Source organism: uncultured Aquimarina sp. (assembly GCF_947495315.1).
GTDB lineage: Bacteria > Bacteroidota > Bacteroidia > Flavobacteriales > Flavobacteriaceae > Aquimarina.
In genome coordinates this window covers 327,132-350,997 of the sequence record NZ_CANLYD010000001.1, presented here as the reverse complement: position 1 = coordinate 350,997, position 23,866 = coordinate 327,132, and the positions used below count along the sequence as shown (strand labels likewise).

Here is a 23,866-nt window from a genome sequence, read left to right as displayed (position 1 = left end):
TTTTTTAATGAATCACGTTTTTAACTTACAGAATAATTTCTTAGTTTAGAGGTCTTACCCCACCATTTTACCCTTTATTACAAAATAAAAAAATAACGCAACGATTGTGGTTTTCCGTAAAGAAGACGCAGGATCCTATGGTAACTTTGTTTCTGATATGCTAGAGATATTGCAGTTGATTACCTTATATTATTTTAGTGAAAAATTCAAAATGAAAACAATTTAAAATTAACATTATGGCACTTTATTTTTTGACCTACGACTTAAGAAAAAGCAAGGATTATCAAAAGCTTTACGATGAACTTGAAAATTTTAACGCTGTAAAAGTATTAGAATCCACCTGGTGTTTTAACAGGATAAATACCTCAGCTACTAAATTAAGAGATTATTTTAGGTCTTTTATTGACGAAGATGATGGGATTCTCATTGATGAATCGAATTCATGGGCTACATTTAAAACTGATAGTAGTCCTAATGATTTAAAGTAAAAATATTACGAAAACAATTGTCGTCCTACGTGAAGAAAATTTGATATCAATAATAGCTTTGTTTATAACATACGAAAATTACAGTTTAGTATATATCAATAATTAATCTTTTGTGTAATGCCAGTGAAAAACAATCAAAACTTCACTTTTTTATATAAGAAGAATCATCATTTAAACCAGTAAAATTATAATTAGAATGGCAAATAAATATAATATATATCGAATTCCTTATGTAAATAAAGAAGGACTAATAACGAAGTTAGAAAATGTTGGATTGGAAGAAGCAGGGAACATAGAGTCAGGAGAATATCAAATGAGTTTCTACTATTCGTCTCAACCTGATGAAATTGATATCTGGTGGACAGAGCTTTACACTGATTTTTTAGGTAACCCAGAGGAAATTCCTAAAAATCAAATGTATTTCGGAACCTTACTGATTTTTAATGAGTCTAGTCAAATTTGTTATGCTATAAGTTTGGGTAAATCACACTTTTATCTTAGGCAATTTTGTGACACAGAGTTCGGAATGAAGCTGGCAGAGAGGATTGTTGATGAGCAAAATCTCAAGATCAAGAACTCTAAATATTACAAAAGCCAAAAAAATCAGTCAATAACCTCCTATCAAAGTGAGACAATTTTCACTTATGATACTGGGGAATCTATGCACTACATAAAAGCTGCAACTATCAATGAAGAGCTTTGGGGTAAAGTTGCCAGTTTTGGAACTTCTGTTCAACTTAAACTGGAAATTTCACCTATTCAACTACCTGAAAAAATATTTCAAATTGAATCAAAACTTTTAGAACCACCTATAATTCAAATACCTAAAGCAGATTTGATTAAAGATGATCAGTTAATTCAAACATTAGACGATAGATTGACAAATGCTATTTTACAAGTACAGGAGGAAGCTGACATCGAAACTCAGGAATTTACTGTTTCCGGGATAGACTTTATATTTTCGGATGGTTCTCAATATCGTTATTATCAGAAGAACTCTCAAGGACAAACTATATCTACTTTTATCGAACTGTCTCTAGATTCCTTAGCTGAGTATATGACTCATCAAAATTTGACAGATGTAAATGAAGTGATGGTTAAAGTGGATAGAGAAGAAGGCAGGGGATTTTCTAAACCTGTTAGAAGTATTCTAGACTATGTAGACACAGATAGATATTGTTTGATTGATGGTAAATGGCATAAATTTAATAAATCATATATAGAGTTCCTTGAGCGTGAAGTTGAGTTAATAGATTGTCATTTCAAGCCTGAGTTCAATATAACTTCCGGAATATCTGAAAATACTTTTAATAATAATAGAGCGCAGCACGACGATTACATAAACCTAGATAAAGATTTGGTTGTATTGGCAAATAGGTTTAAAGTAGAGAAAATGGATCTTTACAAAGATGAAACCTTGTTCTTTGTAAAAAAGGGAACACCACAAAAGTTGGGGTACGTAATTGACCAAGCTATTAATACAATTTTGCTATTAAAAAATAATGAAAGTAAAATTGAGATTGAAGATAATCAGAGTATTTCTGTGCAAAAAATTTGTTTATGGATTATAGTTAAGCGCGTAACCGATTTAAATAGATTATCTGATATTAATTCAATCATTTTCTTAATGAAGTTAACAGATTGGAGAAAAAAAGCTTTGGACTCAGGATTCACCCCAATTGTGTATGTTAGCTATATAAGAAATTAAAATATCGAACTCTATAGGTTCTTCTATCTACCGACAGCTGAAAACTTCTTATTTACTTTATAACTATGGTAAAACACTTTGCTGTCTGGTGTATTACATCCCCCGCTTTCACTATTCTAAGAATAGTGGCGTTAATGAATAGAAAATAATATTGATCTAAACTACAAGAAGCCTATTCGAAATTAATCCCTGAGTATAATCCTGCACATTTCTATGTCCCACCGGAAAACATTTACCCTGCTCCGCAAAGTTTCCTGACTTTGAGGATATCTGTATACCTAAAATTTCGCGAAGTCTTGAGACTTTCCGAAGCGGTTAAAAGTCAATTTTTTTATACTGATAGAATTGATGTTCTATTTCCTTATTTACTATATTAAATGCTAAATAACCTTTTAAACTATCTGGAATGATTTTATTAATAAGGTTTTGATTCTTTTTAGGCTCATTTAATAAGTAAAGATTTTGATCGTATTCACTATTAAAATCTTGTTTTGTTGAACTATTTATGATTCTACTCTTTTGTTTTAAAGGAATCATTGCATTATAAATTATTTTAAAATCAAATTCATAAGGCTCATTTGTTTTGAATTCAAAGTTTCGAATTCTTACTCTTTTATTATTTCTATAAGGTAATACTGCATACCCGATACCTTGGTTAACGGTTTGTCCAAATAAGGTATCGATACTAAACATTATATCTCTAGGTACGTTATTTGTTTGACTTTTTTTTAAAGCTACGGCTCTCCTAATTATAACTCTTACTGGAACACTATCTCTATAATATTCAATGTCGGTATCATCAAAAAGAAATTCAAAAGAAGATTCTTTATCCAAGAAAGAAACCTCTATTTTTTCCGACTTTTGGCTACAAGCAAAAAAAACGGGTACAAAAAGTAATATGATTAATTTATTCATTCCTTAAAAATATTGAGTCTATTAGATATTTTACTTTGCCATTTTCTTCTTTTACGTAGTAAAAAATAGTATAAGTATTCGAGCTATAGTCTTCTTCTGCATTTTCCCATTCGCTAAATTTATTAATCTCTCCTCTCATAATTTTTTCAAAAGTAGATTGACCTACAAACTCCATATAATCGAGATTAAGCATTTTAGCTCCTGCATTTTTAGTTTGTACCCAAGCTAATGCAGAATTTAATCCTGCCATCTTACGATGTTCCCATTCTAGCTTAGCTTCATCTGTAAACTCATTAATAATTTCATTTACCACTTTTGTGGCTATTACATCGGCAACCATAAATAAAGGGCTCAAAGCTCCAAATCCTGGAATAGCTCTAATAGCTTTTAAAAGTCCCATAGCACTTACAACAGATGAAGGCTTAGGAATTTGTAAACCGTTTTCGGGCTCTTTAAAAATACTATGAACAGTTTTCGATGCATTTATAAAATCCATTATACGTAATACTTCTCTAGCTTTTCTGATTGCGATATCAGAACCATTCCTTAAATCTCTTCTATTAAAATAGTCGCTAAACTTTTTAGTTTTTTCCGTATTAAATTGGGTTACATCTTCAAAAGTAGCAGTACCTTTGACAATATAGTTACTAGACTGAACACTTTTATAACCAAATCTGACACTTTCGTTGGTATCCCAAGAAACTCGTTCATATAACAGTGTTTTTTTAACCTTATTTATTTCTGTCAGGGCACTAGTTTCCGTAATTCTGACCGTACTTACAAATACGCTACTAAGATAAGGGTTTGGATTAAGTGCTTTTGAAACTTTATCCATCATTTTAAAAGCAAAAATGATTAGCTTACCTTTATTATCATAAAATTCAGGGAGGCCACTACCTTGCACCATTGGTTTCACAAACAAATCTTGCTCATTATAACCAACTCGTAAACGATCATCATTTTTGTCTTTTGGAAATTCTTCTGAAACATTTTTATAACGAATCTTCCAGTATAATTCTATAGTTTGATCTCTAGACATCATATATCCATCGTGATCATCTGCTATAACAGGTTCCCAACTATCTTGTAGTTTTACTTCTATCGTAGCAATTCGTTTGTTACCTATTTGTTTTACTTTTGATTTTTCAAATACTGGATCGTTCGGAAATTTAGAATCGTCAGGATCTAAATTATCTCCTAAATCTCCATCTTTACTGCTCCAAAACAATTCATCATAATCGAATAATTGAAACTCCAATTCTTCTTCAGGTAGAATACCTTTTACTTCAATGTTAAAATACATAGTTTCTCCAAGTGGTATGGAAACTTTTTCTTCGTTACTATTTTCATCAAGCTGCTTATAATTATACAGTTTTTCTCCTTCCTTATCATAACTCCACCAACCTCTTATAATTTCAGGTTTTATATAGTTCGCAATTATAGTTCTTCTTTCTCGGTCTTCAAAAGATATCGTAAACTTGGTCATAATGTCAGTTTTAAGCTGGTTCTTGTTGGTCCATTACTTCTAATTCTATCGTTTCTAAGTCACTACCTATTATAAAATCTTTTATAGTGTCATTAGTAAGAACATTGCCTTTGTATTTAAAATCGTGCTCTTTGTCTTGAATATTAATTGTTATTTTATCCCCGATACGATTAAGAGTTTCTATGTGTAAGGTTATTATTTGCCCGGTTTCATAATCATCAATTTGATTTCCTTGATCATCTGTTAAATAATAGTCCGTCACCTTTTTTGGGTCCTCCCGCTCCGTAACAGGAACAGCATCTTCGAAAGGATTGCTGGGATTCCATTTTTTTTCAAAAATCTGCCCGCGTACTCGCTGTATACCGGGAGAGAGTAGCAATTCCATTTTTAACGGACTGTTACCTTCTGCATTAAACTTCTCTTGTAAGTGAACACAATGACAATTGGCAAACTCAAAATCAAACAGCTTGCTGTATCCATCTCGTTTATAAAAACGAACATATCCATTGTACATTGTATGGGTAGAAAACATCCAGTCATAGAACAATTCATCGTTCTTAGTGGATTCTATAAGTAAACTGATTTTGCCACCCTGTATACTCGTTTTAGGGCGACCATTGCTATCGATCAGTTGTTGGTACAAAAACGTACTATCCAGCACGTTTCGTTCTTCGTCATTAATAAATAGTTTTGCCTGAAAGGCCATAGGCGTGATAATTTGGTATTCTGGAGATGAAAATATCAAAAATAACGTTCACAAACCCTAACAAGGCTACTATTTCGACGTAGCGATATTTTCCCGCGACGAAAAGTTTGATTATTCTTTTAATTATGTCAACTGTAAGAACATTTTTCCCAAAAACATCCCAAGCCACTGGTAACATATTTTTGCTCTTTTGACACAATACCAATGGAAGCAGTAATGAGTACTGCGATAACGATTAAAATAAAAAAAGTATGTCAAAAGAACATTATGACGCAAAAGTAAACACACTAGAAGCACTAACACCAGAAGCTGGAGTAAAAACTAATAATGCTTGTGAAATCTGAAATGCTAAACGCAGGCGAAATTCAAAAATCGAACCCGTTTTGAAGAAGAATTTGCTAAGGGTTTGTGTGAGGTTTGAATGAGAAGTAAAATGGTTAAAAACACATTCTGTAAAACTATATATTTGATCGAAGCAAAATGTTTAATACTTGATCATAAGGTCTTTTAATTTTTGCCAATACACTATATTTTTATAAATTGAATAAAAAATAAAAATAAACAGAGAGGTATAATGATATAAGTATAATTGCCTTTTTTCGACACTTGTAGTAAGTCTTATAAACCATAAAAAATAATTCTAAATGAAAAAACACTACACTTTTAAATGGAAAAAAATAGTTACTTTTTCTATGATCTTATTTTCTTGGTTTTTTACTCAAGCACATGACTATCGTAATCCTCTGGGTAGAAGTTACAACACATCGGGAGAAGTAAATAGTTTTGAACATATCTCTTTCAATCCTGTTTATCTTAGTACTTCAATGGCTTTAAGTACTCCGACCCTTAATTCCCCCCCTTCCAATTTCTCTACTGCTAATGATATTTTTGTAGATTTTACATTACCCTTAAATGCAATGTCAGGAAGCGTAACGTTAACATTTATAGGTTCAATGACAGTCGTAGTTACCTTTGATAACACCTTTGAAAATGCGGGGCAACACAGTACAACTCTTGATGTTTCTGATATCATAAACAGTCCTTCTGTTGCCTCTAGTAATTCTTCTTTTTTGCCGGATGGTACCTATTCTGTACAATTAGGGTATTTAGATACAACAGGGAATCCTTTTCTTAGTGGTATTAATACTAATATTACTTATGATTCCGTTACCTTACCTCCAGTACTTATTAGTCCCTCGGATAACGCTTCTACCACACCGGGTAGTTCTCTAATAGATTTACAATATACACTTCCAGAAACACCACTTTCTGGCTCTGTTACATTAACTTTTACAGATGCTAGTAATAATGATACTGTTTTAACACTATCTGATGCAACTTCTTTTAGTGGAAACATTGACGGGTTAAATTTTGCCTCAACTCCAGAAATTCTTGTCGCTAGCTCAAACAGTTTAGCAGATGGTATTTACGATATAACATTAGCATATCAGGATTCCAATGCTAATGCCATAGCTACTGATACAGCTACAGGATTCTCTTTTGGTGATGTTGTTACCTTACCTCCAGTGCTTATTAGTCCTGCGGATAACGCTTCTACCACACCGGGTAGTTCTCTAATAGACTTACAATATACACTTCCAGAAACACCGCTTGCAGGCTCTGTTACATTAACTTTTACAGATGCTAGTAATAATGATACTGTTTTAACACTATCTGATGCAACTTCTTTTAGTGGAACCATTGACGGGTTAAATTTTGCGTCAACTCCAGAAATTCTTGTCGCTAGCTCAAACAGTTTAGCAGATGGTATTTACGATATAACATTAGCATATCAGGATTCCAATGCTAATGCCATAGCTACTGATACAGCTACAGGATTCTCTTTTGGTGATGTTGTTACCTTACCTCCAGTGCTTATTAGTCCTGCGGATAACGCTTCTACCACACCGGGTAGTTCTCTAATAGATTTACAATATACACTTCCAGAAACACCACTTGCAGGCTCTGTTACATTAACTTTTACAGATGCTAGTAATAATGATACTGTTTTAACACTATCTGATGCAACTTCTTTTAGTGGAAACATTGACGGGTTAAATTTTGCGTCAACTCCAGAAATTCTTGTCGCTAGCTCAAACAGTTTAGCAGATGGTATTTACGATATAACATTAGCATATCAGGATTCTAATGCTAATGCCATAGCTACTGATACAGCAACAGGATTCTCTTTTGACACGGCTACTTTATCCAATGACACATTTCAATATAATGATTTCACTATTCTTCCAAATCCTACGACCTCAAAAATAGTTATCAGCACAAAAGAAAATATAAAAAACATTTCACTTATTTCCAGTATAGGATCTCAATTCCATGTCAAAATAGATGATTCCATTAATGAAAAATATTCTGTAGATATGAGTAATTTGAGTAATGGAATGTACTTTGTAGTTATAGAAACTGACTCAACATATTATACCAGAAAAATAATCAAAAAATAAATGCAATTTATGTTTAAGTGAAAAACAGAATGGTTAATACGTTCTGTAACAAGATGCATAAAAACATAACTGCCAAGTATTAAATGTAAAGATTGGTACTTTCTCATACACGAGAGTCGTTGTAAAACAGGTGTCCCCGATAGCATAGATTTACAATCCGCTACTCTATAAACTTTTAATTCCAAAAAAACCACGCTGGCGCGGATTTAAGGTTGCAATCCGTGACCATCATTCTAAAACCTTTATATCAGATCGCTTTATATACCCACCAGAAACTATTTTACCATCATAATACACTTTCACCCAATCATCATTTATATCTTCTAAATAGGCGGTATCATTTTTTACCAAAAAAGCTTTTCTTTTTGATGCTTCCGACATTTCAGTATAAAAAAATGTTTTATCAGCTGTTATTTTTACTTTCTTGGATTGTTCCTGAATGTTAAACTCTTTTATATAAGTAACATTGTCAGCTTTAGATCTACTTTTGAGCTTGATAAAAATTTCTTTTGGAAGAGCATCTATTCTTAAAAAACTTGACTGATTATAGAGCTCTTCATCATACATATAACTAGAAGTAAGCTTTGTTGTATAAAAAAAACTATCAAAACTATAATTTTCATCAACATTAATATCATTTTTAAGCAACCTAACCATCACTTTTCCTTCATTCTGAAGAGAATTAGTATCATATGATTCCTTATTTTTTAGTATTTCTTCCTCGTTCTTATCTAAAAAACCTAAATAACTTAATTCTAAAACTGAGTTATCATTACCTCCTTCATCACATATTCCTTCTATACAAAGTATATCTAAAGTTTTTTTGTTGTATTGAATCCTATACGGAATACTCTGATTTAAATCTTTTTGTCCCTTCCATATTCCCTGTAACTTACTGAGTGATGTCTGTGTTTGAATATTCCTTTTTGTAAGAACTTTATTTTCTACAGTGGAACTTTCTACTGCTGCATCAGCATCCGATATTTCACTTTTGTTGGAAGCAGAAGGGTTTTGATTGCATCCTATCAAAAAGGATATTATATATGTTAGCAGAAAATATCTTTTTAATCTATTCATTGTAATCTTTCTATAACACGTTTAGGTATTTTAGATGCTTTGCTGTTAGTTTTCATTTGCTCAATATAGATTTTATAAGCCTCTTTGGCTTTTTCTTTTTCATCTAATCCCCAATAGACATCGCCAAGATTAATATAAGCAACAGTTCTATTAGGTGCATTTTGAACAATCTTTTCTAAAAGGAATACTGCTTCTTCATAAACTTTTGCTTGTTCTAGATAATAAGCTATATTATTATATTTAGCTAACGCATCTGTAATCTGAACATTTTTTAATGCTAATTCTAAAACTGTGATATCAGCAATTAATTTCAGTTTATCAAATTTAGAATCAGAATATAATTCTTGAATTTCACTAAAGTATGCATCTATATTTTGTTCGTAATTTTCATCCTGAAAATTTTTAAATTGTATTAATTGAGTAGTATCACTTTCTAAATCTACCAATTCATCATAAGAATAAGACGTCTTTCTTTTATAAGCACTTCCAAATAATGTTTCTTGTTGTCTATTGCTATAAAAATTAAATGCTTTTGTCAAATAAACATTATCATCATCAAAAATAACACGATGCTGAATGGATTTATACTGATACAGAAATAAGTCAAATTCATAATTAATAGACAAACCCTCGGGAATACAATTACAAATTATATTAAAATCAGATACCATTTCCTTATCCGAAGCTTCCTCTATTAATTTAACTGCGGGTATTTCAAAACTAGTATTATTCTTTTTGATTACTATAGCCCTCTTTGAAAAGTTAAGTCCAATCACAAATTTATCTTTAAAGCATTTTTTGGTAATCTTATATACTAAAGAATCTTTAGGAACCTTGCTATAATCATATTCATTCTCAAAGTGTTCTATAGTTTTTGATTGAATATCTTTCGGATCAGAAACTATCAAAATTTCATTATCTCTATTATTGTTTTTACAACAAATAAAAAAGAAAGAAATACTTAAAACAAATATGTAGTTAATTCTTATCAATACTTGCACATCCTTTATACATTTTACCATCTACTGTAATAAAAGTTTCATACACCAAATAGTTATCCGATAGTCCTAAAGAACAAGAGTTATCTGATTCTAATTTATGATCCACTCTTCTTATGAGACCAAATGCTTTATTATCATTTGATTTAAACATTAAGTTGAAACCTGATTGTTGATCATAATAAAATTTACAGGAAAAACTTTCTTCCTTCTCTGAATCAAACTTTTTAAACAAAAGTTTCGACGAGTTTATTTTAAATTGCCAAAAAGGCTCATCTCCTTCTCCAATAAAGTATAATTCATTAGCTTCCATAAGCTTTATTAACTCTACTGGTTTAAATTGATCCACTTGTGAAAGAGAATCTTTATTAATAAAAACTACAGAATCTTCTTTAAAAACTTTTAGATCATTTTGATCGTTATATTCTCCCAAAAAAATTACTTCTTTTTCATACTTCTCTTGACAACTTGCCGAGTTAATTGCAAGACAAAATAATAACAACAGATTTATTCTCATATCTAATTATTTATGCGGATTACCCATCACACTATAAGTTTCTATTTTCGCACAGGAAATATTTTCTTATTATAATACATAATCATTTAGGAGGAAAAATCATAACGTGGGAATCGTAATCTTTATAATCTTCGAATTTCGTTGAAATAAAAAGAGGCTTATCGCTATCGTATTCTTGATACTTTTTGGAAGGTACGCCTAACCAATTACACTCTTTTAATTCATTATATCTGGTAATCCAAGTATGAATCCCTTGTTCACTAAATCCCCATCCAAATTCATTAGCTACTAATAAATCATTAACAACCTCATCATCCGACCCTATAATATATAGAGCTTCTAACGGAATATCTGGTTGTTTCCATACAGGGTATGATTTATTCTTTTTATAAGATTTCAGACAGTGATTATATTCTTTAGCATCGGGATGAATAATTAAATATGCTTTCCAATCAAAATATTTTACTAAAATATACCCAATACTCCATCCAGCGTGTTCTCTTGATTTCCAGATTTGTTTATGAATCTTTTCTAATCGTTTTTGCTGCATCTGGTTTAAACCTGCTTTTAGTCCTTTGTATGCATAAATTGTACAATGCAGACTATCTGGTTTTTTAATATAGGGTTGTATTTCCTCCAGATAAGATTGATAAAGAGAAATTCCAGTTTCTAATTTAGTCACCTCAGCCTGTTGCCTCCAGACGGTACCATAATACCTACTCGCTCCTGTATTGAAGTCTATAAGATGTTCATTTTCTATATCCGAAATTTTGTTAATCGCCTGACAAGAATTAAAATATGCGTAATTACCTTTACAGTCACTACATTTTGAGAAATCTTTCTCCAGTCTATCTAAAGTGAATTGATTTTGAGACAAGGCTATACATGAGCAAAATATAAAAAACAACGTAACCAAAGATCGCATAAAACTTAATTTCTAAGATCTTTAAATTTACAAATTTTCGTTGTATCACAGGATATAACAACCGTCTTGATGTTTTTATAAATATTTTTCTTTGTAATTTTTATAATCTTCTGGTCGTTGTACCGTATTCAGCAGGGTTGAATCAAAATTTAAAATGACAATTATAAGATGATTTAACTAATCTTTAATCTGTTTTAAAAACAGACTATCACCTTGATTAGACTTTAAATGCATATTGTTTCCTTTCCAATTAAAGAAGTATTTAGTCGTGTCTAATTTGATAAGATAATTTTCATTTAAAAAATAACTTGTAAGTGAATATTGCTTAAATTTTATCGAATTATTTATTGTATTAGTGGATAGATCAAATGATATCTTCCCATCTAAAATTAACTGATCATTATTAAGCAAACTAAATGTTTTATTATACAAAGAGATTCTATGAATATTCTCGATCAATGAAGAATTTTTAAAGGGAAAAATTCCTATACCCGATGTATAAGGTATACTATCATTTTGTGCAACAAAACCTATTTCGTTATTGCGCTTAACTATAAAAATAGAATCATTTTTTTTATAGTGATGCTTGTTCCAGTCAGTTAAATAGTACGTACTATCATTAATAACCTTGACTCTAATTTTTCTATAGTCTAAACCTGCGCTTTCAGTATATATTTTTTTATCATTCCAATCTTCAATAAATACAGATTCAAAAGGATAATTCGTCTGATTCCTATTTATGTTATTCACTCCTTTTTCATAAATGGACTTTAAAAATTGAACTGGAATCCATGTATGTCCATCGACAGTTTTAGGCTTATAATTAATATCCTGATCTGTTATGTAGTTTACAATGCTATCTTTTGATAATTTGACAGCATCTTCAGTTATTTTTTTATCTGAAGATGATGTAATGGCTCCGTCTTTATTTTTTTCTTTTTCATTATTACAAGAAATAATAAAAAAAACAATCAATAAATATGTGATACAACTTTTCATCTTATTTATTTTAATTCCCAAAACCAAATTTCATCTGCACCATAATATCCAGACCCAGTCTGACCATGATACAATACATCTATATGACTTATACCTCCTTCACTTTTATCCCACAAAAAAATAATCCCATTTGATTTATCTGGCTTAAATTCTGAAGGATTTTTAAATTTTTTAGGTACAAAAACGTTATTATGTAGCCAATCAGCAAGTCCTTTAGAAGATCTTGCATACCCTTCACTAGTTTTATTAACTTGTGGGTATGCAGCAATGCTAAAATTAGAATTAATCAAACCGTAGGAAAGTCTAATAGCGCATTGATTATGTGCATAAGAGTCAGAACTTGGTGCAGCTTTATTACCGTTTTTATTTGTTGGATAATTATGAATTATTTCTCCAAAACTAGGTAGCCCTCCTCGATTTTTTAAACTCCAATCAAACTTGAATTTATCTTCTTTAAATCTTTCATCTTCAAAATTTTGACTAATAAACTTTTTCTTTTCAAACGATTTATATTTATCATTGGCAATAATAATAGTACGATTATTTTCAAATTCAGAATCAATTTCTCCTAAAAACTCACCATCAGTACTACTATAAAAATATATTTTAGATTTGACTACAATAGTTTCCATTTTCATACATCCGCAAAACAAATTTTCATATTCACCTTTAAACGTATCTTCATCATCATTAGCTAAAAACCGAAGATAAAAATCAATGCTTTTCTCTGCAGTGATATTAATTTCCACTTCTACAATATCCCCAAACTTTGTTAATACCCTATCCCCATATTCTGTATCACCTTTGAGTTTTATTTGTGCTGTAGCTCCTTCTATCTTCACATATTTATCTTTTTCTAATGATAATTCTACAGCTATATATCCATCGTCATCTTCAAAATAGGAATCAGGACCTGCTTTTTCAACAGAAAACGGAAGTACTGGTTTTTTTAATTCCGTTGACAGAGTAGTAATCGTTTTATTCTTTTTACTATCCTTAGTCTGACTCAATAAATCAACATACACATATTTATTATCTTTATCCTTCTCTAATGGAAGTTCATGATTTGCTGTATTATAATCTTTTGGATTACTTAAATCCACAAAAGGTATAAATTCATCCCATTCAACTCCACTACCTGAATAAGAATTACTTGTATCGTCAGATTGTTTTACAATAATGGTTCCCATTCTAATTGTTTTGCTTTGTTGATTTTAATTCTATTTTCATCAAATCCGAAGTAATACTATGAGCTTCTAATACATTATTTTCCAATAACTCCCCATTATGCTCAAAGCTTCCTTGATCCATACCTAAATCGATATCAACTTGTTTTCCATTCATGTTTTCCGACTTAAGTACTAAAAATACATCTTGTCCTTTTCGTATCTTAGTGATTTTCTCTCCTCCCTTATTTTCAAAATAAGCATCTAAAATCTTAGAGTTGTTTTCCTCCCTTTCCGTAACCGGAGTCGTATTATCAAAAGGATTGCTGGGATTCCAGTTTTTTTCTAAGAGTACATCTCGTACTCGCTGTATCCCTGGAGAAAGTACCAACTCCATTTTTAGCGGACTGTTACCTTCTGCATTAAATCGCTCCTGTAAGTGGATACAGTGACAATTGGCAAACTCAAAATCAAACAACTTACTATAGCCATCTCGTTTATAAAAACGAACATATCCATTGTACATTGTATGTGTAGAAAACATCCAGTCGTAGAACAATTCATCGTTCTTAGTGGATTCTATAAGTAAACTGATTTTGCCACCTTGTATACTCGTTTTAGGGCGACCATTGCTATCGATCAGTTGTTGGTACAAAAACGTACTATCTAGTACATTTCGCTCTTCCCCATTAATAAATAGTTTTGCCTGAAAGGCCATAGGCTTGATAATTTGGTATTCCGGAGATGAAAATATCAAAAATAACGTTCACAAACGTTAACAACGCTATTATTTCGATGTAGCGATATTTTCCCGCGATGAAAAGTTTGATTATTGTTGTAATAGTTTCAACTGTAAGAACAAATTTTTCAATCTCAAAGATACCAGAGTTACTTTTGTACCTATAGTGAATCACTAAAATGAATGATAAACAGCTAGCAAGTTTTGTGATAATTTTGTTCTGGATACATTACTGATATGGCTATATTCGTAACCATATCTGATTGTAACCCATTATTATGAAGTACATAGTAAACTTAATAATTTTAGCGCTATTCGTAAGTACTTTCTGTTATGGACAAAATACTTATGAATATCATCCACCAAAAGAACTTGGGGACGGATGGGAAATAAATAACCTGAAATCACAGCATATTGACACAGTACTGATTTATAAGTTATTTAGCCAAATGAAAAATAGAAAAAATAAAGTCCATAGCATTCTATTGGTAAAAAATAACCAACTCATTATTGAGGAGTACTTTAATGAATACTCTGCAGAGAAACCACACGACCTTCGTTCTACAACTAAAAGCATAAGAGCAATTTTAATGGGAATAGCTATTGATAAAGGATTTATTGAGAATGTTAATGATCCAATATCAAAATACCTTAAAACCCCAATACCAAATAAAAATCTTGATGCAAGAAAAGAAAAGATTACGATCAAACATCTTTTAACCATGTCTAGTGGACTGGACTGTAACGATTGGGACAAAAAATCAAAAGGACAAGAGGATAAAGTCTACAGAAAAAAAGATTGGCTTCAATACACACTCGACCTGCCAATGATCAATGACCCTGGAACAGTATCGAATTACTGTTCAATGGGTGCAATTTTGATAGCAGAAATAATAAGTCAAGCTTCAGGAATGACTATTGATAAATTCGCTGAAAATTACTTATTTAATCTATTGGGAATTACAAACGTGAATTGGGGACATACTTCAGACAAAGAGATCATAGCATCTGGAAAAAGATTGTATATGATCTCACGTGATATGGCCAAAATCGGACAGTTGATTCTCAATCAAGGAACATGGGAAGGAAAACAAGTGGTGTCCGAGAAATGGGTCAAAGAAGCTACCACACCAAAAATAAAAATTACTGAAATCGACTATGGTTATTTTTGGTGGAATATCCCATTTAACATAAACAAAAAAGCAGTCGTTTCTAAAACAGCAACTGGAAATGGTGGACAATATATTATGGTAATCCCCGAGATAGACATGGTTGCCGTTTTTACCGGAGGCGCTTACAATTCACAAGAGGACAAATTGCCTTTTGCGATAATGAACGACATCTTCCTACCGACGTTTATAATCAAAAATAGTAATTTAAAAAAATGAATACTACAGTAGAAAAATATATTATAGGTCTTAAGCAAGCATATTTTGATAACAATTCGAAAGAATCGTGGGAACATTTCGAAAAAATTAAAGATGGTGCGAGTAAAGAGGATATAAAAAAACTTAAACAAGTATATAAAGATATTCCTGATGAATTAGTAAGTATGATGGAATATGTGGATGGAACATATTGGAGAGAGTATGCCGGAGAGAAAGTCATTTTTTATTTTCTAGGTTCTGACGTTTATGAATATCCATATTATCTATTATCTTCCAAACAGATGATTGAAAATCAGAATCTAGCCATTAAATACTATTCGGATTATATTGAAAGAAAATATGAAGAGGTGCCGATAGATGATAAAATCACCAATGAAGTAGATAAAATCAAATGGCTTCATTTTTCTGATTGTATGAATAATGGCGGTACTTCGCAATTATTTATAGATTTTAGCCCATCAACTAATGGAAAGAAAGGGCAAATTGTAAGATTCTTGCACGACCCTGATGAATTTAAAGTAATTGCTGACAGTTTTGAGACCTATTTAAAGAAGTTAATTGATAACGAATGTAATTTTATCGATGAAGATATATTAGATTGAATCAGAAAAAAAATAGAAAATCGAGACTTGTATACTATGAAAACATATCTACAGGAGCTAAATAATCAAAATGAGTTTTCTAATATTTAAAAGGGTAAATATTACATTATGGATTTAATTTTAGATTTCTTTTTAGTGGGAGGCATCTTCACCATTTCTATAATTATAGTCCAACTACTAAGAATAAAAAACAAAGAACTACCCCAGAAAATATTAATTGTACTTTTTTTTCTTCTCTTTTCTGTTGCCTTCTATTTTTACGCATTATTGCACGATATTGTTTGGTTGACAGGGCTTTTATTCTTGCCTAATGACATCACTACCATGACTTTAGGTCCTTTATTATTTCTATATGTAAAATCTTTATTTTTAGAGGAAGATTATTTAGTAAAGAATACATTAGTCCATTTTATACCTACTTTCCTATTTGCCATTAGTATTACAATTCCAACAATACTATTCAATACCTTCGGGATAAATGAACTGGCATATACACATACTGATTGGATTCGCACTATTATAAGAATTGATAATCCATATTTCATACTATACCTATTTCTTTCATTAGGATTATTATCAAAATATAGAAAGCTAACAAAATATAAATATTCGAATCTAACACACCATGATTTTAATTGGATTAGGATTATGCTTATGTCGGCTATTGGTATTATTAGTATTGATCTAGGGATTAAGGTATATGAATCATTTTATGGTGATTTCACTTGGAATGCCGACTATCTTTCTGTATTAGCCATGATTGTTTTAGTTATTTATTTAGGGTATTATGGTGTAAATCAATCTAAAGTGTTATTACCCTCTTTTTTATTAAATAGTGAGATAGAATCTGAAATTAGTAAGACAAAAAACAAAATAATCTCACCTTTAAAAAAAGAAGAATTCAAAACCTTAAGGAACAAACTTGAGCTTCTTTTGGATACCGATCAAACCTTTTTAGATCAGGATTTAACATTAGGAAAATTAGCACAAAAAATTTCGACAACGGATAAAATACTTTCTACCATGTTAAATCAATATATGAATACTACATTCTATGATTTAATAAACAAATATCGTGTGCAAGCTGTAAAAGAAAAAATACACTTAGATACATACAAAAATTACAACCTCTTTGGAATTGCCTGCGAATGTGGTTTTAAATCAAGAACCAGTTTTAATAGAATTTTCAAAAAAGAAACTGGACTTTCTCCTTCTGAGTATAAAAAAAGTATGCTGGAAAGGTAGCGCTATCTTTTTTAACATATTATAACATACCAATGCTTCTATTGGTCAATCTAAATCCTTATAAATTCATTGATTTGTGGTCAACTTTATAAAAAGAAACAATGATGAAAAAAATCGTATTGACCTTATTTTTTTGTGTGATTACATTAAGCGCAACATCACAAAATGAAACTGATAAAAAACAAGAATCAAGTGTAGAAAAATCAATTTTCGGTATTCAAACAGGATTTGCCGGATTATGGATTTACAATGAATTTAAACTCTCAAACCAAGTTTCGTTGCGGACCGAATTAGGTTTGGACGCTTATGAGAATGATGATTTTTATCCTGATGCCGGTTTCTTGTTGGTAACTACTACTTCAGTGGAACCACGTTGGTATTATAACCTTAATAGGCGTAACAATACATCAAAACGAATAGATGGCAATAGCGGTAATTTCTTTGCTCTTAAAACTACCTTACGTTTGGATGATCTACTTATCAAATTTGGGGATGATGACAGTGCAAGAATAGTATCTAACCTATCTATAATTCCTACTTGGGGAGTCAGACGGAATATAGGAAAGCATTTTAACTATGAAACCGGAATTGGCGTTGGTTATATTCATTACTTTTCTAAAAACTCCGGGTTTGGGGAAGACAAAGGAGAAGCCGCTATAAATTTACACTTACGCATCGGATATCAGTTTTAGTAGTAAAAATGTTGTACGACATTTTGCTTTATCCCACTATGCAAAAGTCTTTAATTTCGAAGTTGGTTTAACCCTGTTTATGCATAACTGCACGATGAAGACTCGCAAGTTTTAGGGTAACTTATTCTGAACACTTTACGGATATGGCTATATTCGTAACTATATATCTATCTTTTCTAGCAATTAACTAATAAAAATAGATACTGTCCATATTATCAAAAAATGAAAATACCTAAAATTAAAGGAATTATTGACCGAAGAATTCTTATCAATTATCAGGTTGATAAGGATGTTCTGAATAATTATTTACCCGCTCCGTTTAAACCAAAACTGGTTAATGGAAAAGGGATTGCAGGTATTTGTTTGATCAGATTAAAAGAAGTACGTCCAAAAGGGTTGCCAAAACAAATCGGAATATCATCTGAAAACGGAGCGCACAGAATTGCTGTAGAATGGACAGAAGATGGTAACTTAAAAGAAGGAGTTTATATTCCGAGAAGAGACACCTCCTCAAAATTAAATGCAATAGCAGGAGGTACTATCTTTCCTGGGATTCATCATCATGCTAAGTTTTCTGTTGATGAATCAAAAGGTAACTATAAAGTTTCTTTTCTTAGTGATGATGAAACCTTCTTATCCATCGAAGCAAGTGAAACTAACAAATGGAATGAAGACAGCGTATTTGAAAACCTGAATTGCGTTTCTGACTTCTTTGAGAATGGTTCAATTGGTTACTCACCCGATAAACAGAATTTTGACGGATTAGAACTCGTGGCTTATGATTGGAAAGTATCTCTTCTGGATGTAAAAAAAGTCCAATCAAGTTTCTTTGAGAATGAAAGCATTTTCCCCAAAGGCTCTGTGAAGTTTGACAATGCACTTTTAATGAGAGACATTGAACACGAATGGATCGGATTAAAAAAAATAGAGAATCGAACATACTGAAAATGCATAAAAACATGTGTACCCGCTGCGTGAGTAGATAATTAAAACAAACTGTCTGTTATTAACCAAACAAACAACGAAAAACACAAATATATGTTGACATTTTGCACTATTAAGACACTAATCATAGACATTGTATAACATAATAAGCTTAATCATGAAAAATTATCTAACCTCTATTCTTTTTATATTGTTCTTCTGTATCACTTCAGAATATGTAAATGGCCAGTCTTTTGACTATGATACAGTGAAATTGGAAATGACAGCGGCGATTAAAGCCGAGCAAAATGCCTTCAAAGCTGGAGACTGCGATAAAGTTTTGGAAGCAATGGAAGAAAATATAACCTTTCTAGCGAATGGTCGTAAGGCACCTTCGAAAATGATGATTGGCAAATTTTGCAATTCAATACCGAGGCCTTTTAAAACTCCTACAATTGATAAACTAGAGATTTATCCATTGACAAGTGATACTGGGTATGTCGTTCGAACATTAGAATTTCCAAAAAACGAAAAGACTAAGACTCTAGAATATGTAACCAAAATTTGGAAGAAAACAGACGGCAAATGGAGAATTAGTCATCTTCACTCTACCGTAAAAGATATTCCAATATCAAAATGATGTGCGTAGTACATTATCTAAGAAAGATGATTTCTCAACTATACGAAGTTGTAAGCTTCGCAATTGGTTTAATAAGGTTTAGATATCAAATCTCCTATCCAATGGTTGATGAAAATGGTATGCTTATACACGAAACTGCACGATGAAGACTAATAAATTTTACGGAAACTTATTCTGAACACTTTACGGATATGGTTATATTCGTGATTGTATATTATTGTTCTAGTAATATGAAAAAGCAATTCTATCTAATTTTAGCAATACTCGTCTCTAGCTGTTTGAATAATAAACAGATTATGGAGGATCTGGAATATTCAGAAAACGGAAATTATATCCAAAAAAATTTTGTTCCTGAGTCTGGTCAGGCCGAATTTGTTCAAGGAGAATTATTGAGAGTACTCGAAAAATTGCGAAATAAAGCTTATGGAAATATTAACTTTGATGAAAAGTGCCACAGGATTTTTGTCGGATTTTTGAAAGAAAAATTAAATGATAAAGATCTATTTGATAATAAAATGATCAAACAAATAAATAAGGATCTAAATGCTTTGGATATTAAAAACCAACATAATAATAATAATAATGTTTACAAAAGAATTCATAACCGAATTGTAGATTGGTATTTTCATTATTACAAGGATGGAATTAAACACAAAAAGAACTCTGAATTAGATTGTTAATAAGCATAAAAACACTACTAACAACAATCTACCTTATGTAAAATCCTTTTAGTTATACAGAACACTTTAGGGATATGGTTATATTCGTAACTATATATCATTGTATAGTATTATTGTAAGTAATGAAAAGAAAATTAATTTATATATTTATTATTACTCTTTTGTTTTATTCTTGTGATTTAAAAACAGCTGAACAATATTTTGACTTAGCATATGAACTAGAAGAAAAAGGAAAATATGCTGAAGCCATACCTTACCTAGATAAAGCAATTGAAAAAAAACCGGATTTTAAGCCTGCATTATTGAATCGTGGAGCGGATAAATCAATTCTAAAAAATTATGGCGGAGCTATAGAAGATTACAAACAGATTTTAAAGTACGATTCTGATAATACCATTGCCTTGATGAATATCGGAAATAACTATAAGCGACTTAAGGAATATAAAACCTCTGTGAAGTTTTATAGCAAGGCTCTAAAAACAAATGGTGCAATTAAATCTGACAGTACTTATTTAGTTATCAATTTTTCAAGCAAAAAAGATACTGAATCAGACTATTATGTCCGAAAATACGAAATTGAATTTGAGCGAGGAATCTCCTATGCCTATTTAAAAAACTACGAACTTGCCATAAAAGATTTAGAACAATCGATCAAATATAATCATGAATTACCAGATGCACTTAGTTGGATCGGAGAAGCATATTACTATTTGAATGACACAACAAATGCAAGAAAATTTTTGACAAAAGCATCCGAATACGGAATGTTAGATGCAAAAGAATTATTAAATAAAATTGAAGAAAAAAAATAAATATGATTTTGAATATTTTTAAATGGATCTTGATCATCTTATTCTTTCCTATTTCTTTAATATTTGTTGCATACTATAGACAGAAAAAAGCTAAAAAAGAGTATTGGAAATCAGAAAAACCGCAATAAAAGTACTTACAAAAATTTGTATAGTATATTTAAGATAACATCAAAAATTAGAATCAATTATGAAACAATCAATTATCATAATAGTATCAGTTTTTTTTATTTTTACTTTTTCTCTTCAGGGACAAACTAAACAAGACTCGATAGATATTAAACAAGCGGCATTAGACTATATTGAATCTCAACATAATGTAAAACCTGAACAGTTTGAACGTTCAGCTCATCCGAGAATGGTTAAAAGAACTTTTTGGACAAATAAAAAAGCGAACAATGAGTACTTGAGAGAAACTTTTACAGATGCTATGATTTTATTAGCTGAAACTTACAATCAAAATGGAGATAAGTTTCCCGAAAACCCAAAGAAAGAAGTGATTATTCTTGATGTTTCTGAAAAAACGGCTTCAATAAAACTAATAGCAGATGAATGGATTGATTATATGCATATTGCTAAGCTAAATGGTAAATGGCAAATTGTGAATGTGCTTTGGCAGTTTAATGATTCTAGCAAGCATTGAAAATAATACGACAACACACACTATGACACTTGCTGCAATTTATTGAGGCGGAATTTTCCGCAGAAAAAGCTGTACTCATATATACAAATAAGAAACTGATGAATACCAAAACCAAAAAGAGCATAAAAACTTTCGATTTTAAGATTCAAAAAATAATAAACTGATTGTCCGTAATGTCTCATAATAATAACTTGAATGTCGGGTCGAGCGCAGTCGAGACCTTATTTTTTAACACTTTAGGTTTAATGACCTCTCGACTGCGCTCGGGGAGACAATGGGTTATGACAGATTACGGATATTCAATAATAATAAAGAAAAGTCATTTTTTATTTGCACTTTTTTTTATAACCCTTTCAATCAATTGCCAATCCACAAATAATAACCAAAGTATAAAAGAAATGGATTACAAATACGGCACGAACATAAAACTGAATCTTAATGAAGAAATACAATTTGAAGATGGCTTGTCAATAATTTTAAAATATTTTAGCCATAAACGTCCTTATGCTAATGGACCAACCAAAGCAACAGCATATTTAATACTCTCTAAAAACAAATTAACTGAAGAAAAATCACTTTCTATTCATGGAATTGAAGGTAAACCTGACATACATTATGATTCTTTACTTTGGAATGAATATGAGTTTCAGTTAAAAACGTTTGATTATAATGAATCAATAGAAATCATTATTACTAAAAGAAAATAAAAAACCTGTGTGTTCAGCACTAACTCTATTCTAAACGCATTATAGATATTGTTATATTCGTGACTCTATATCGTTGTGAAAAATCAGGAAAAATTATGGGATTCTTTAAAAACCTTTTCGGAAAAAAGAAAGAGATAAACGAAATTTCTAAAAAGAAAATAGAAAAAACAGTTCAAGAAATAGAAGATGAACCTTACGGAATTGATAAAGACAACGCTCACGAAAGAGCTATCGAATTAATACCCGAAGAATTCTTTTGGTCTTGTATTGACGAATTAGCTCCATTTGGTTCTGACGAAGGAGATATGGCTTTATCTGAGTTTAGAGATTGGAAAAAAGATAATCCGAATAAAGAAACTTACGAATGTATAAAGTGGACTATCGAAGGTGTTTCTGAAAAAAAACTATCAGAATACAACGAAAATATAATTGACAGAATATTAATTAAAAAACAATTAGAAGACGATAATTTTGATGACCAACAATATATTTATACAGTTGACATTTCTGTTATTGCCACTGGGTTTGGTCAATTAGTTGATGAAGGAAAAATTGACGAAAAAAATAAACCATTAATTCAATTAGCAATTAATCGACAAAAAATTTGGGCAGAACTAGCTACTAATTGGAAGCATAAAACTGAATATATTGGAAATTTAAACGTATTAGATAGGGTATTGAAAGTTGCATAAAAACCTATGTATTTAGTACAAACCTTATCCGAAACACATTATAGATATGATTATATTCGTGATTGTATATTATAGTTAGCAAATTTTAAGAAAATGCTGGAAAGTCTATTTGTAGAAAACAAAAAAGCTCCTAAAGAAACTAAGATCTACTATTCAAAACCTACTAGTCTATTCCATATGGAATTTTCTATCCTGTTTTTGGGTTTTGGGATCTATTCTTTTTTTTCTTTAAGCTACTTCATAGGTATTGGATTCATTGCGATATCCGTTTATGGAATAAGAAACAACCACAAACTTATAAAAGATAGAAGTGTTCAGCTTATACTATCTGAAGAAGGCATTGCCTATAAAGGAACCCGCATCAAAAGATGGTCAGAAATAAAAAATGAGGATATCATTTTTGAACCTTCGTCCTCTGGAGGACGATCCGAATATTATTTAAGCTATGATTACAGAAACAGGAACGAAAAAATACTTATAAACGAGCTTGATATTAGTACACAAAGGATCAATTACCTTCTAAAAATATATAGAAACCGGAGTCAGAAAAATTAAAACTTGCGTACTTAAAGATTTATACTTTCAGAAAAGCTCGTAAATTTCAGACAACTTATATGAAATACTTTAGGGCTATACCTGTATTGTGAACTTTATAATT

25 protein-coding genes are annotated in these 23,866 nt (G+C 30.9%); 15 read left to right on the top strand and 10 right to left on the bottom strand.

The annotated features are described in order from the left end of the window. Positions 1–236: 236 nt before the first annotated feature. Positions 237–488 (top strand): hypothetical protein, encoded by a 252-nt coding sequence (locus tag Q0910_RS01600; protein ID WP_299211661.1) that lies wholly within the window; start codon positions 237–239, stop codon positions 486–488. 196 nt (positions 489–684) lie between these two features. Then, positions 685–2,196 (top strand): DUF6119 family protein, encoded by a 1,512-nt coding sequence (locus tag Q0910_RS01595; protein ID WP_299211658.1) that lies wholly within the window; start codon positions 685–687, stop codon positions 2,194–2,196. A 315-nt stretch (positions 2,197–2,511) separates the two neighbouring features. Here the strand turns inward: Q0910_RS01595 and Q0910_RS01590 are convergent, their stop codons facing one another. From Q0910_RS01590 to tssD (Q0910_RS01580), 3 genes are read right to left on the bottom strand one after another with little or no spacing between them, the layout of a single operon-like run. Next, positions 2,512–3,111 (bottom strand): hypothetical protein, encoded by a 600-nt coding sequence (locus Q0910_RS01590; RefSeq protein ID WP_299211655.1) that lies wholly within the window; start codon positions 3,109–3,111, stop codon positions 2,512–2,514. Next, positions 3,104–4,597: a hypothetical protein gene (locus tag Q0910_RS01585; RefSeq protein WP_299211652.1), complete on the bottom strand. Its 1,494-nt coding sequence runs from the start codon at positions 4,595–4,597 to the stop codon at positions 3,104–3,106. Before Q0910_RS01585 ends, Q0910_RS01590 begins: the two co-directional genes overlap by 8 nt. Before the next feature lie 10 nt (positions 4,598–4,607). Further along, positions 4,608–5,303: a type VI secretion system tube protein TssD gene (gene tssD / locus Q0910_RS01580; protein ID WP_299211649.1), complete on the bottom strand. Its 696-nt coding sequence runs from the start codon at positions 5,301–5,303 to the stop codon at positions 4,608–4,610. Between the two features lie 644 nt (positions 5,304–5,947). On the opposite strand from tssD (Q0910_RS01580), the gene Q0910_RS01575 reads away from it, so the two are divergent. Beyond that, complete coding sequence (locus Q0910_RS01575) at positions 5,948–7,765, top strand: T9SS type A sorting domain-containing protein (RefSeq protein ID WP_299211646.1); 1,818 nt, start codon at positions 5,948–5,950, stop codon at positions 7,763–7,765. 228 nt (positions 7,766–7,993) lie between these two features. Here Q0910_RS01575 and Q0910_RS01570 read toward each other — a convergent pair whose 3' ends face one another. The 7 genes from Q0910_RS01570 to tssD (Q0910_RS01540) form a co-directional block, all read right to left on the bottom strand. Next, positions 7,994–8,842: a hypothetical protein gene (locus Q0910_RS01570; protein ID WP_299211643.1), complete on the bottom strand. Its 849-nt coding sequence runs from the start codon at positions 8,840–8,842 to the stop codon at positions 7,994–7,996. After that, positions 8,839–9,864 carry a tetratricopeptide repeat protein gene (locus tag Q0910_RS01565; RefSeq protein WP_299211640.1) on the bottom strand — a complete coding sequence of 342 codons (1,026 nt, stop codon included), beginning with the start codon at positions 9,862–9,864 and terminating at the stop codon, positions 8,839–8,841. Before Q0910_RS01565 ends, Q0910_RS01570 begins: the two co-directional genes overlap by 4 nt. Next, positions 9,821–10,357, bottom strand: a complete 537-nt coding sequence (locus tag Q0910_RS01560; RefSeq protein ID WP_299211638.1) for a hypothetical protein — start codon at positions 10,355–10,357, stop codon at positions 9,821–9,823. The genes Q0910_RS01565 and Q0910_RS01560 overlap by 44 nt, the downstream gene beginning before the upstream one ends. 82 nt (positions 10,358–10,439) lie before the next feature. After that, positions 10,440–11,282, bottom strand: a complete 843-nt coding sequence (locus tag Q0910_RS01555; protein WP_299211635.1) for a hypothetical protein — start codon at positions 11,280–11,282, stop codon at positions 10,440–10,442. A 177-nt stretch (positions 11,283–11,459) separates the two neighbouring features. Beyond that, positions 11,460–12,281, bottom strand: coding sequence for a hypothetical protein (locus Q0910_RS01550; RefSeq protein WP_299211632.1), 822 nt, complete (start codon positions 12,279–12,281; stop codon positions 11,460–11,462). Positions 12,282–12,286: 5 nt separating this feature from the next. Further along, complete coding sequence (locus tag Q0910_RS01545; protein ID WP_299211629.1) at positions 12,287–13,471, bottom strand: T6SS effector amidase Tae4 family protein; 1,185 nt, start codon at positions 13,469–13,471, stop codon at positions 12,287–12,289. 1 nt (position 13,472) lies between these two features. After that, a complete protein-coding gene (tssD, locus tag Q0910_RS01540; protein ID WP_299211626.1) occupies positions 13,473–14,165 on the bottom strand; it encodes a type VI secretion system tube protein TssD in 693 nt (230 codons plus the stop codon). 299 nt (positions 14,166–14,464) lie between these two features. On the opposite strand from tssD (Q0910_RS01540), the gene Q0910_RS01535 reads away from it, so the two are divergent. From Q0910_RS01535 to Q0910_RS01480, 12 genes are all read left to right on the top strand, one after another. Further along, complete coding sequence (locus tag Q0910_RS01535; RefSeq protein ID WP_299211623.1) at positions 14,465–15,574, top strand: serine hydrolase; 1,110 nt, start codon at positions 14,465–14,467, stop codon at positions 15,572–15,574. Next, positions 15,571–16,176 (top strand): SMI1/KNR4 family protein, encoded by a 606-nt coding sequence (locus tag Q0910_RS01530; protein ID WP_299211620.1) that lies wholly within the window; start codon positions 15,571–15,573, stop codon positions 16,174–16,176. Before Q0910_RS01535 ends, Q0910_RS01530 begins: the two co-directional genes overlap by 4 nt. A 108-nt stretch (positions 16,177–16,284) precedes the next feature. Next, positions 16,285–17,421, top strand: a complete 1,137-nt coding sequence (locus Q0910_RS01525) for a helix-turn-helix transcriptional regulator (RefSeq protein ID WP_299211617.1) — start codon at positions 16,285–16,287, stop codon at positions 17,419–17,421. 104 nt (positions 17,422–17,525) lie between these two features. Further along, positions 17,526–18,113: a hypothetical protein gene (locus Q0910_RS01520; RefSeq protein WP_299211614.1), complete on the top strand. Its 588-nt coding sequence runs from the start codon at positions 17,526–17,528 to the stop codon at positions 18,111–18,113. Positions 18,114–18,335: 222 nt separating this feature from the next. Beyond that, positions 18,336–19,058, top strand: coding sequence for a DUF2071 domain-containing protein (locus tag Q0910_RS01515; protein ID WP_299211611.1), 723 nt, complete (start codon positions 18,336–18,338; stop codon positions 19,056–19,058). A gap of 157 nt (positions 19,059–19,215) precedes the next feature. Next, positions 19,216–19,677, top strand: coding sequence for a nuclear transport factor 2 family protein (locus Q0910_RS01510; RefSeq protein ID WP_299211608.1), 462 nt, complete (start codon positions 19,216–19,218; stop codon positions 19,675–19,677). 230 nt (positions 19,678–19,907) lie between these two features. Then, the gene (locus Q0910_RS01505; protein WP_299211605.1) at positions 19,908–20,357 is read left to right on the top strand and encodes a hypothetical protein; all 450 of its coding nucleotides are present in this window, start codon (positions 19,908–19,910) and stop codon (positions 20,355–20,357) included. Positions 20,358–20,479: 122 nt separating this feature from the next. Next, the gene (locus tag Q0910_RS01500; protein ID WP_299211602.1) at positions 20,480–21,169 is read left to right on the top strand and encodes a tetratricopeptide repeat protein; all 690 of its coding nucleotides are present in this window, start codon (positions 20,480–20,482) and stop codon (positions 21,167–21,169) included. 187 nt (positions 21,170–21,356) lie between these two features. Continuing rightward, entirely contained in the window at positions 21,357–21,809 is a 453-nt protein-coding gene (locus Q0910_RS01495) for a nuclear transport factor 2 family protein (protein WP_299211600.1), read from the top strand. Positions 21,810–22,207: 398 nt separating this feature from the next. Beyond that, positions 22,208–22,516 carry a hypothetical protein gene (locus tag Q0910_RS01490; RefSeq protein ID WP_299211597.1) on the top strand — a complete coding sequence of 103 codons (309 nt, stop codon included), beginning with the start codon at positions 22,208–22,210 and terminating at the stop codon, positions 22,514–22,516. Positions 22,517–22,611: 95 nt separating this feature from the next. Further along, positions 22,612–23,208: a hypothetical protein gene (locus tag Q0910_RS01485; RefSeq protein ID WP_299211594.1), complete on the top strand. Its 597-nt coding sequence runs from the start codon at positions 22,612–22,614 to the stop codon at positions 23,206–23,208. Positions 23,209–23,301: 93 nt separating this feature from the next. After that, entirely contained in the window at positions 23,302–23,763 is a 462-nt protein-coding gene (locus Q0910_RS01480) for a hypothetical protein (RefSeq protein ID WP_299211591.1), read from the top strand. Positions 23,764–23,866: the final 103 nt, after the last annotated feature.

Bases quoted from the DNA above. Each gene is read 5' to 3' on its own strand.
- Q0910_RS01600 (WP_299211661.1), top strand. From the start codon at position 237: ATGGCACTTTATTTTTTGACCTACGACTTAAGAAAAAGCAAGGATTAT.
- Q0910_RS01590 (WP_299211655.1), bottom strand. From the start codon at position 3,111: ATGAATAAATTAATCATATTACTTTTTGTACCCGTTTTTTTTGCTTGT.
- Q0910_RS01585 (WP_299211652.1), bottom strand. From the start codon at position 4,597: ATGACCAAGTTTACGATATCTTTTGAAGACCGAGAAAGAAGAACTATA.
- Q0910_RS01570 (WP_299211643.1), bottom strand. From the start codon at position 8,842: ATGAATAGATTAAAAAGATATTTTCTGCTAACATATATAATATCCTTT.
- Q0910_RS01560 (WP_299211638.1), bottom strand. From the start codon at position 10,357: ATGAGAATAAATCTGTTGTTATTATTTTGTCTTGCAATTAACTCGGCA.
- Q0910_RS01485 (WP_299211594.1), top strand. From the start codon at position 22,612: ATGGGATTCTTTAAAAACCTTTTCGGAAAAAAGAAAGAGATAAACGAA.
- Q0910_RS01500 (WP_299211602.1), top strand. From the start codon at position 20,480: ATGAAAAGAAAATTAATTTATATATTTATTATTACTCTTTTGTTTTAT.
- Q0910_RS01510 (WP_299211608.1), top strand. From the start codon at position 19,216: ATGAAAAATTATCTAACCTCTATTCTTTTTATATTGTTCTTCTGTATC.
- Q0910_RS01530 (WP_299211620.1), top strand. From the start codon at position 15,571: ATGAATACTACAGTAGAAAAATATATTATAGGTCTTAAGCAAGCATAT.
- Q0910_RS01515 (WP_299211611.1), top strand. From the start codon at position 18,336: ATGAAAATACCTAAAATTAAAGGAATTATTGACCGAAGAATTCTTATC.
- Q0910_RS01595 (WP_299211658.1), top strand. From the start codon at position 685: ATGGCAAATAAATATAATATATATCGAATTCCTTATGTAAATAAAGAA.
- Q0910_RS01490 (WP_299211597.1), top strand. From the start codon at position 22,208: ATGGATTACAAATACGGCACGAACATAAAACTGAATCTTAATGAAGAA.
- Q0910_RS01535 (WP_299211623.1), top strand. From the start codon at position 14,465: ATGAAGTACATAGTAAACTTAATAATTTTAGCGCTATTCGTAAGTACT.
- Q0910_RS01520 (WP_299211614.1), top strand. From the start codon at position 17,526: ATGAAAAAAATCGTATTGACCTTATTTTTTTGTGTGATTACATTAAGC.
- Q0910_RS01480 (WP_299211591.1), top strand. From the start codon at position 23,302: ATGCTGGAAAGTCTATTTGTAGAAAACAAAAAAGCTCCTAAAGAAACT.
- Q0910_RS01550 (WP_299211632.1), bottom strand. From the start codon at position 12,281: ATGAAAAGTTGTATCACATATTTATTGATTGTTTTTTTTATTATTTCT.
- tssD (WP_299211626.1), bottom strand. From the start codon at position 14,165: ATGGCCTTTCAGGCAAAACTATTTATTAATGGGGAAGAGCGAAATGTA.
- Q0910_RS01545 (WP_299211629.1), bottom strand. From the start codon at position 13,471: ATGGGAACCATTATTGTAAAACAATCTGACGATACAAGTAATTCTTAT.
- Q0910_RS01575 (WP_299211646.1), top strand. From the start codon at position 5,948: ATGAAAAAACACTACACTTTTAAATGGAAAAAAATAGTTACTTTTTCT.
- tssD (WP_299211649.1), bottom strand. From the start codon at position 5,303: ATGGCCTTTCAGGCAAAACTATTTATTAATGACGAAGAACGAAACGTG.
- Q0910_RS01555 (WP_299211635.1), bottom strand. From the start codon at position 11,282: ATGCGATCTTTGGTTACGTTGTTTTTTATATTTTGCTCATGTATAGCC.
- Q0910_RS01505 (WP_299211605.1), top strand. From the start codon at position 19,908: ATGAAAAAGCAATTCTATCTAATTTTAGCAATACTCGTCTCTAGCTGT.
- Q0910_RS01565 (WP_299211640.1), bottom strand. From the start codon at position 9,864: ATGGTAAAATGTATAAAGGATGTGCAAGTATTGATAAGAATTAACTAC.
- Q0910_RS01495 (WP_299211600.1), top strand. From the start codon at position 21,357: ATGAAACAATCAATTATCATAATAGTATCAGTTTTTTTTATTTTTACT.
- Q0910_RS01525 (WP_299211617.1), top strand. From the start codon at position 16,285: ATGGATTTAATTTTAGATTTCTTTTTAGTGGGAGGCATCTTCACCATT.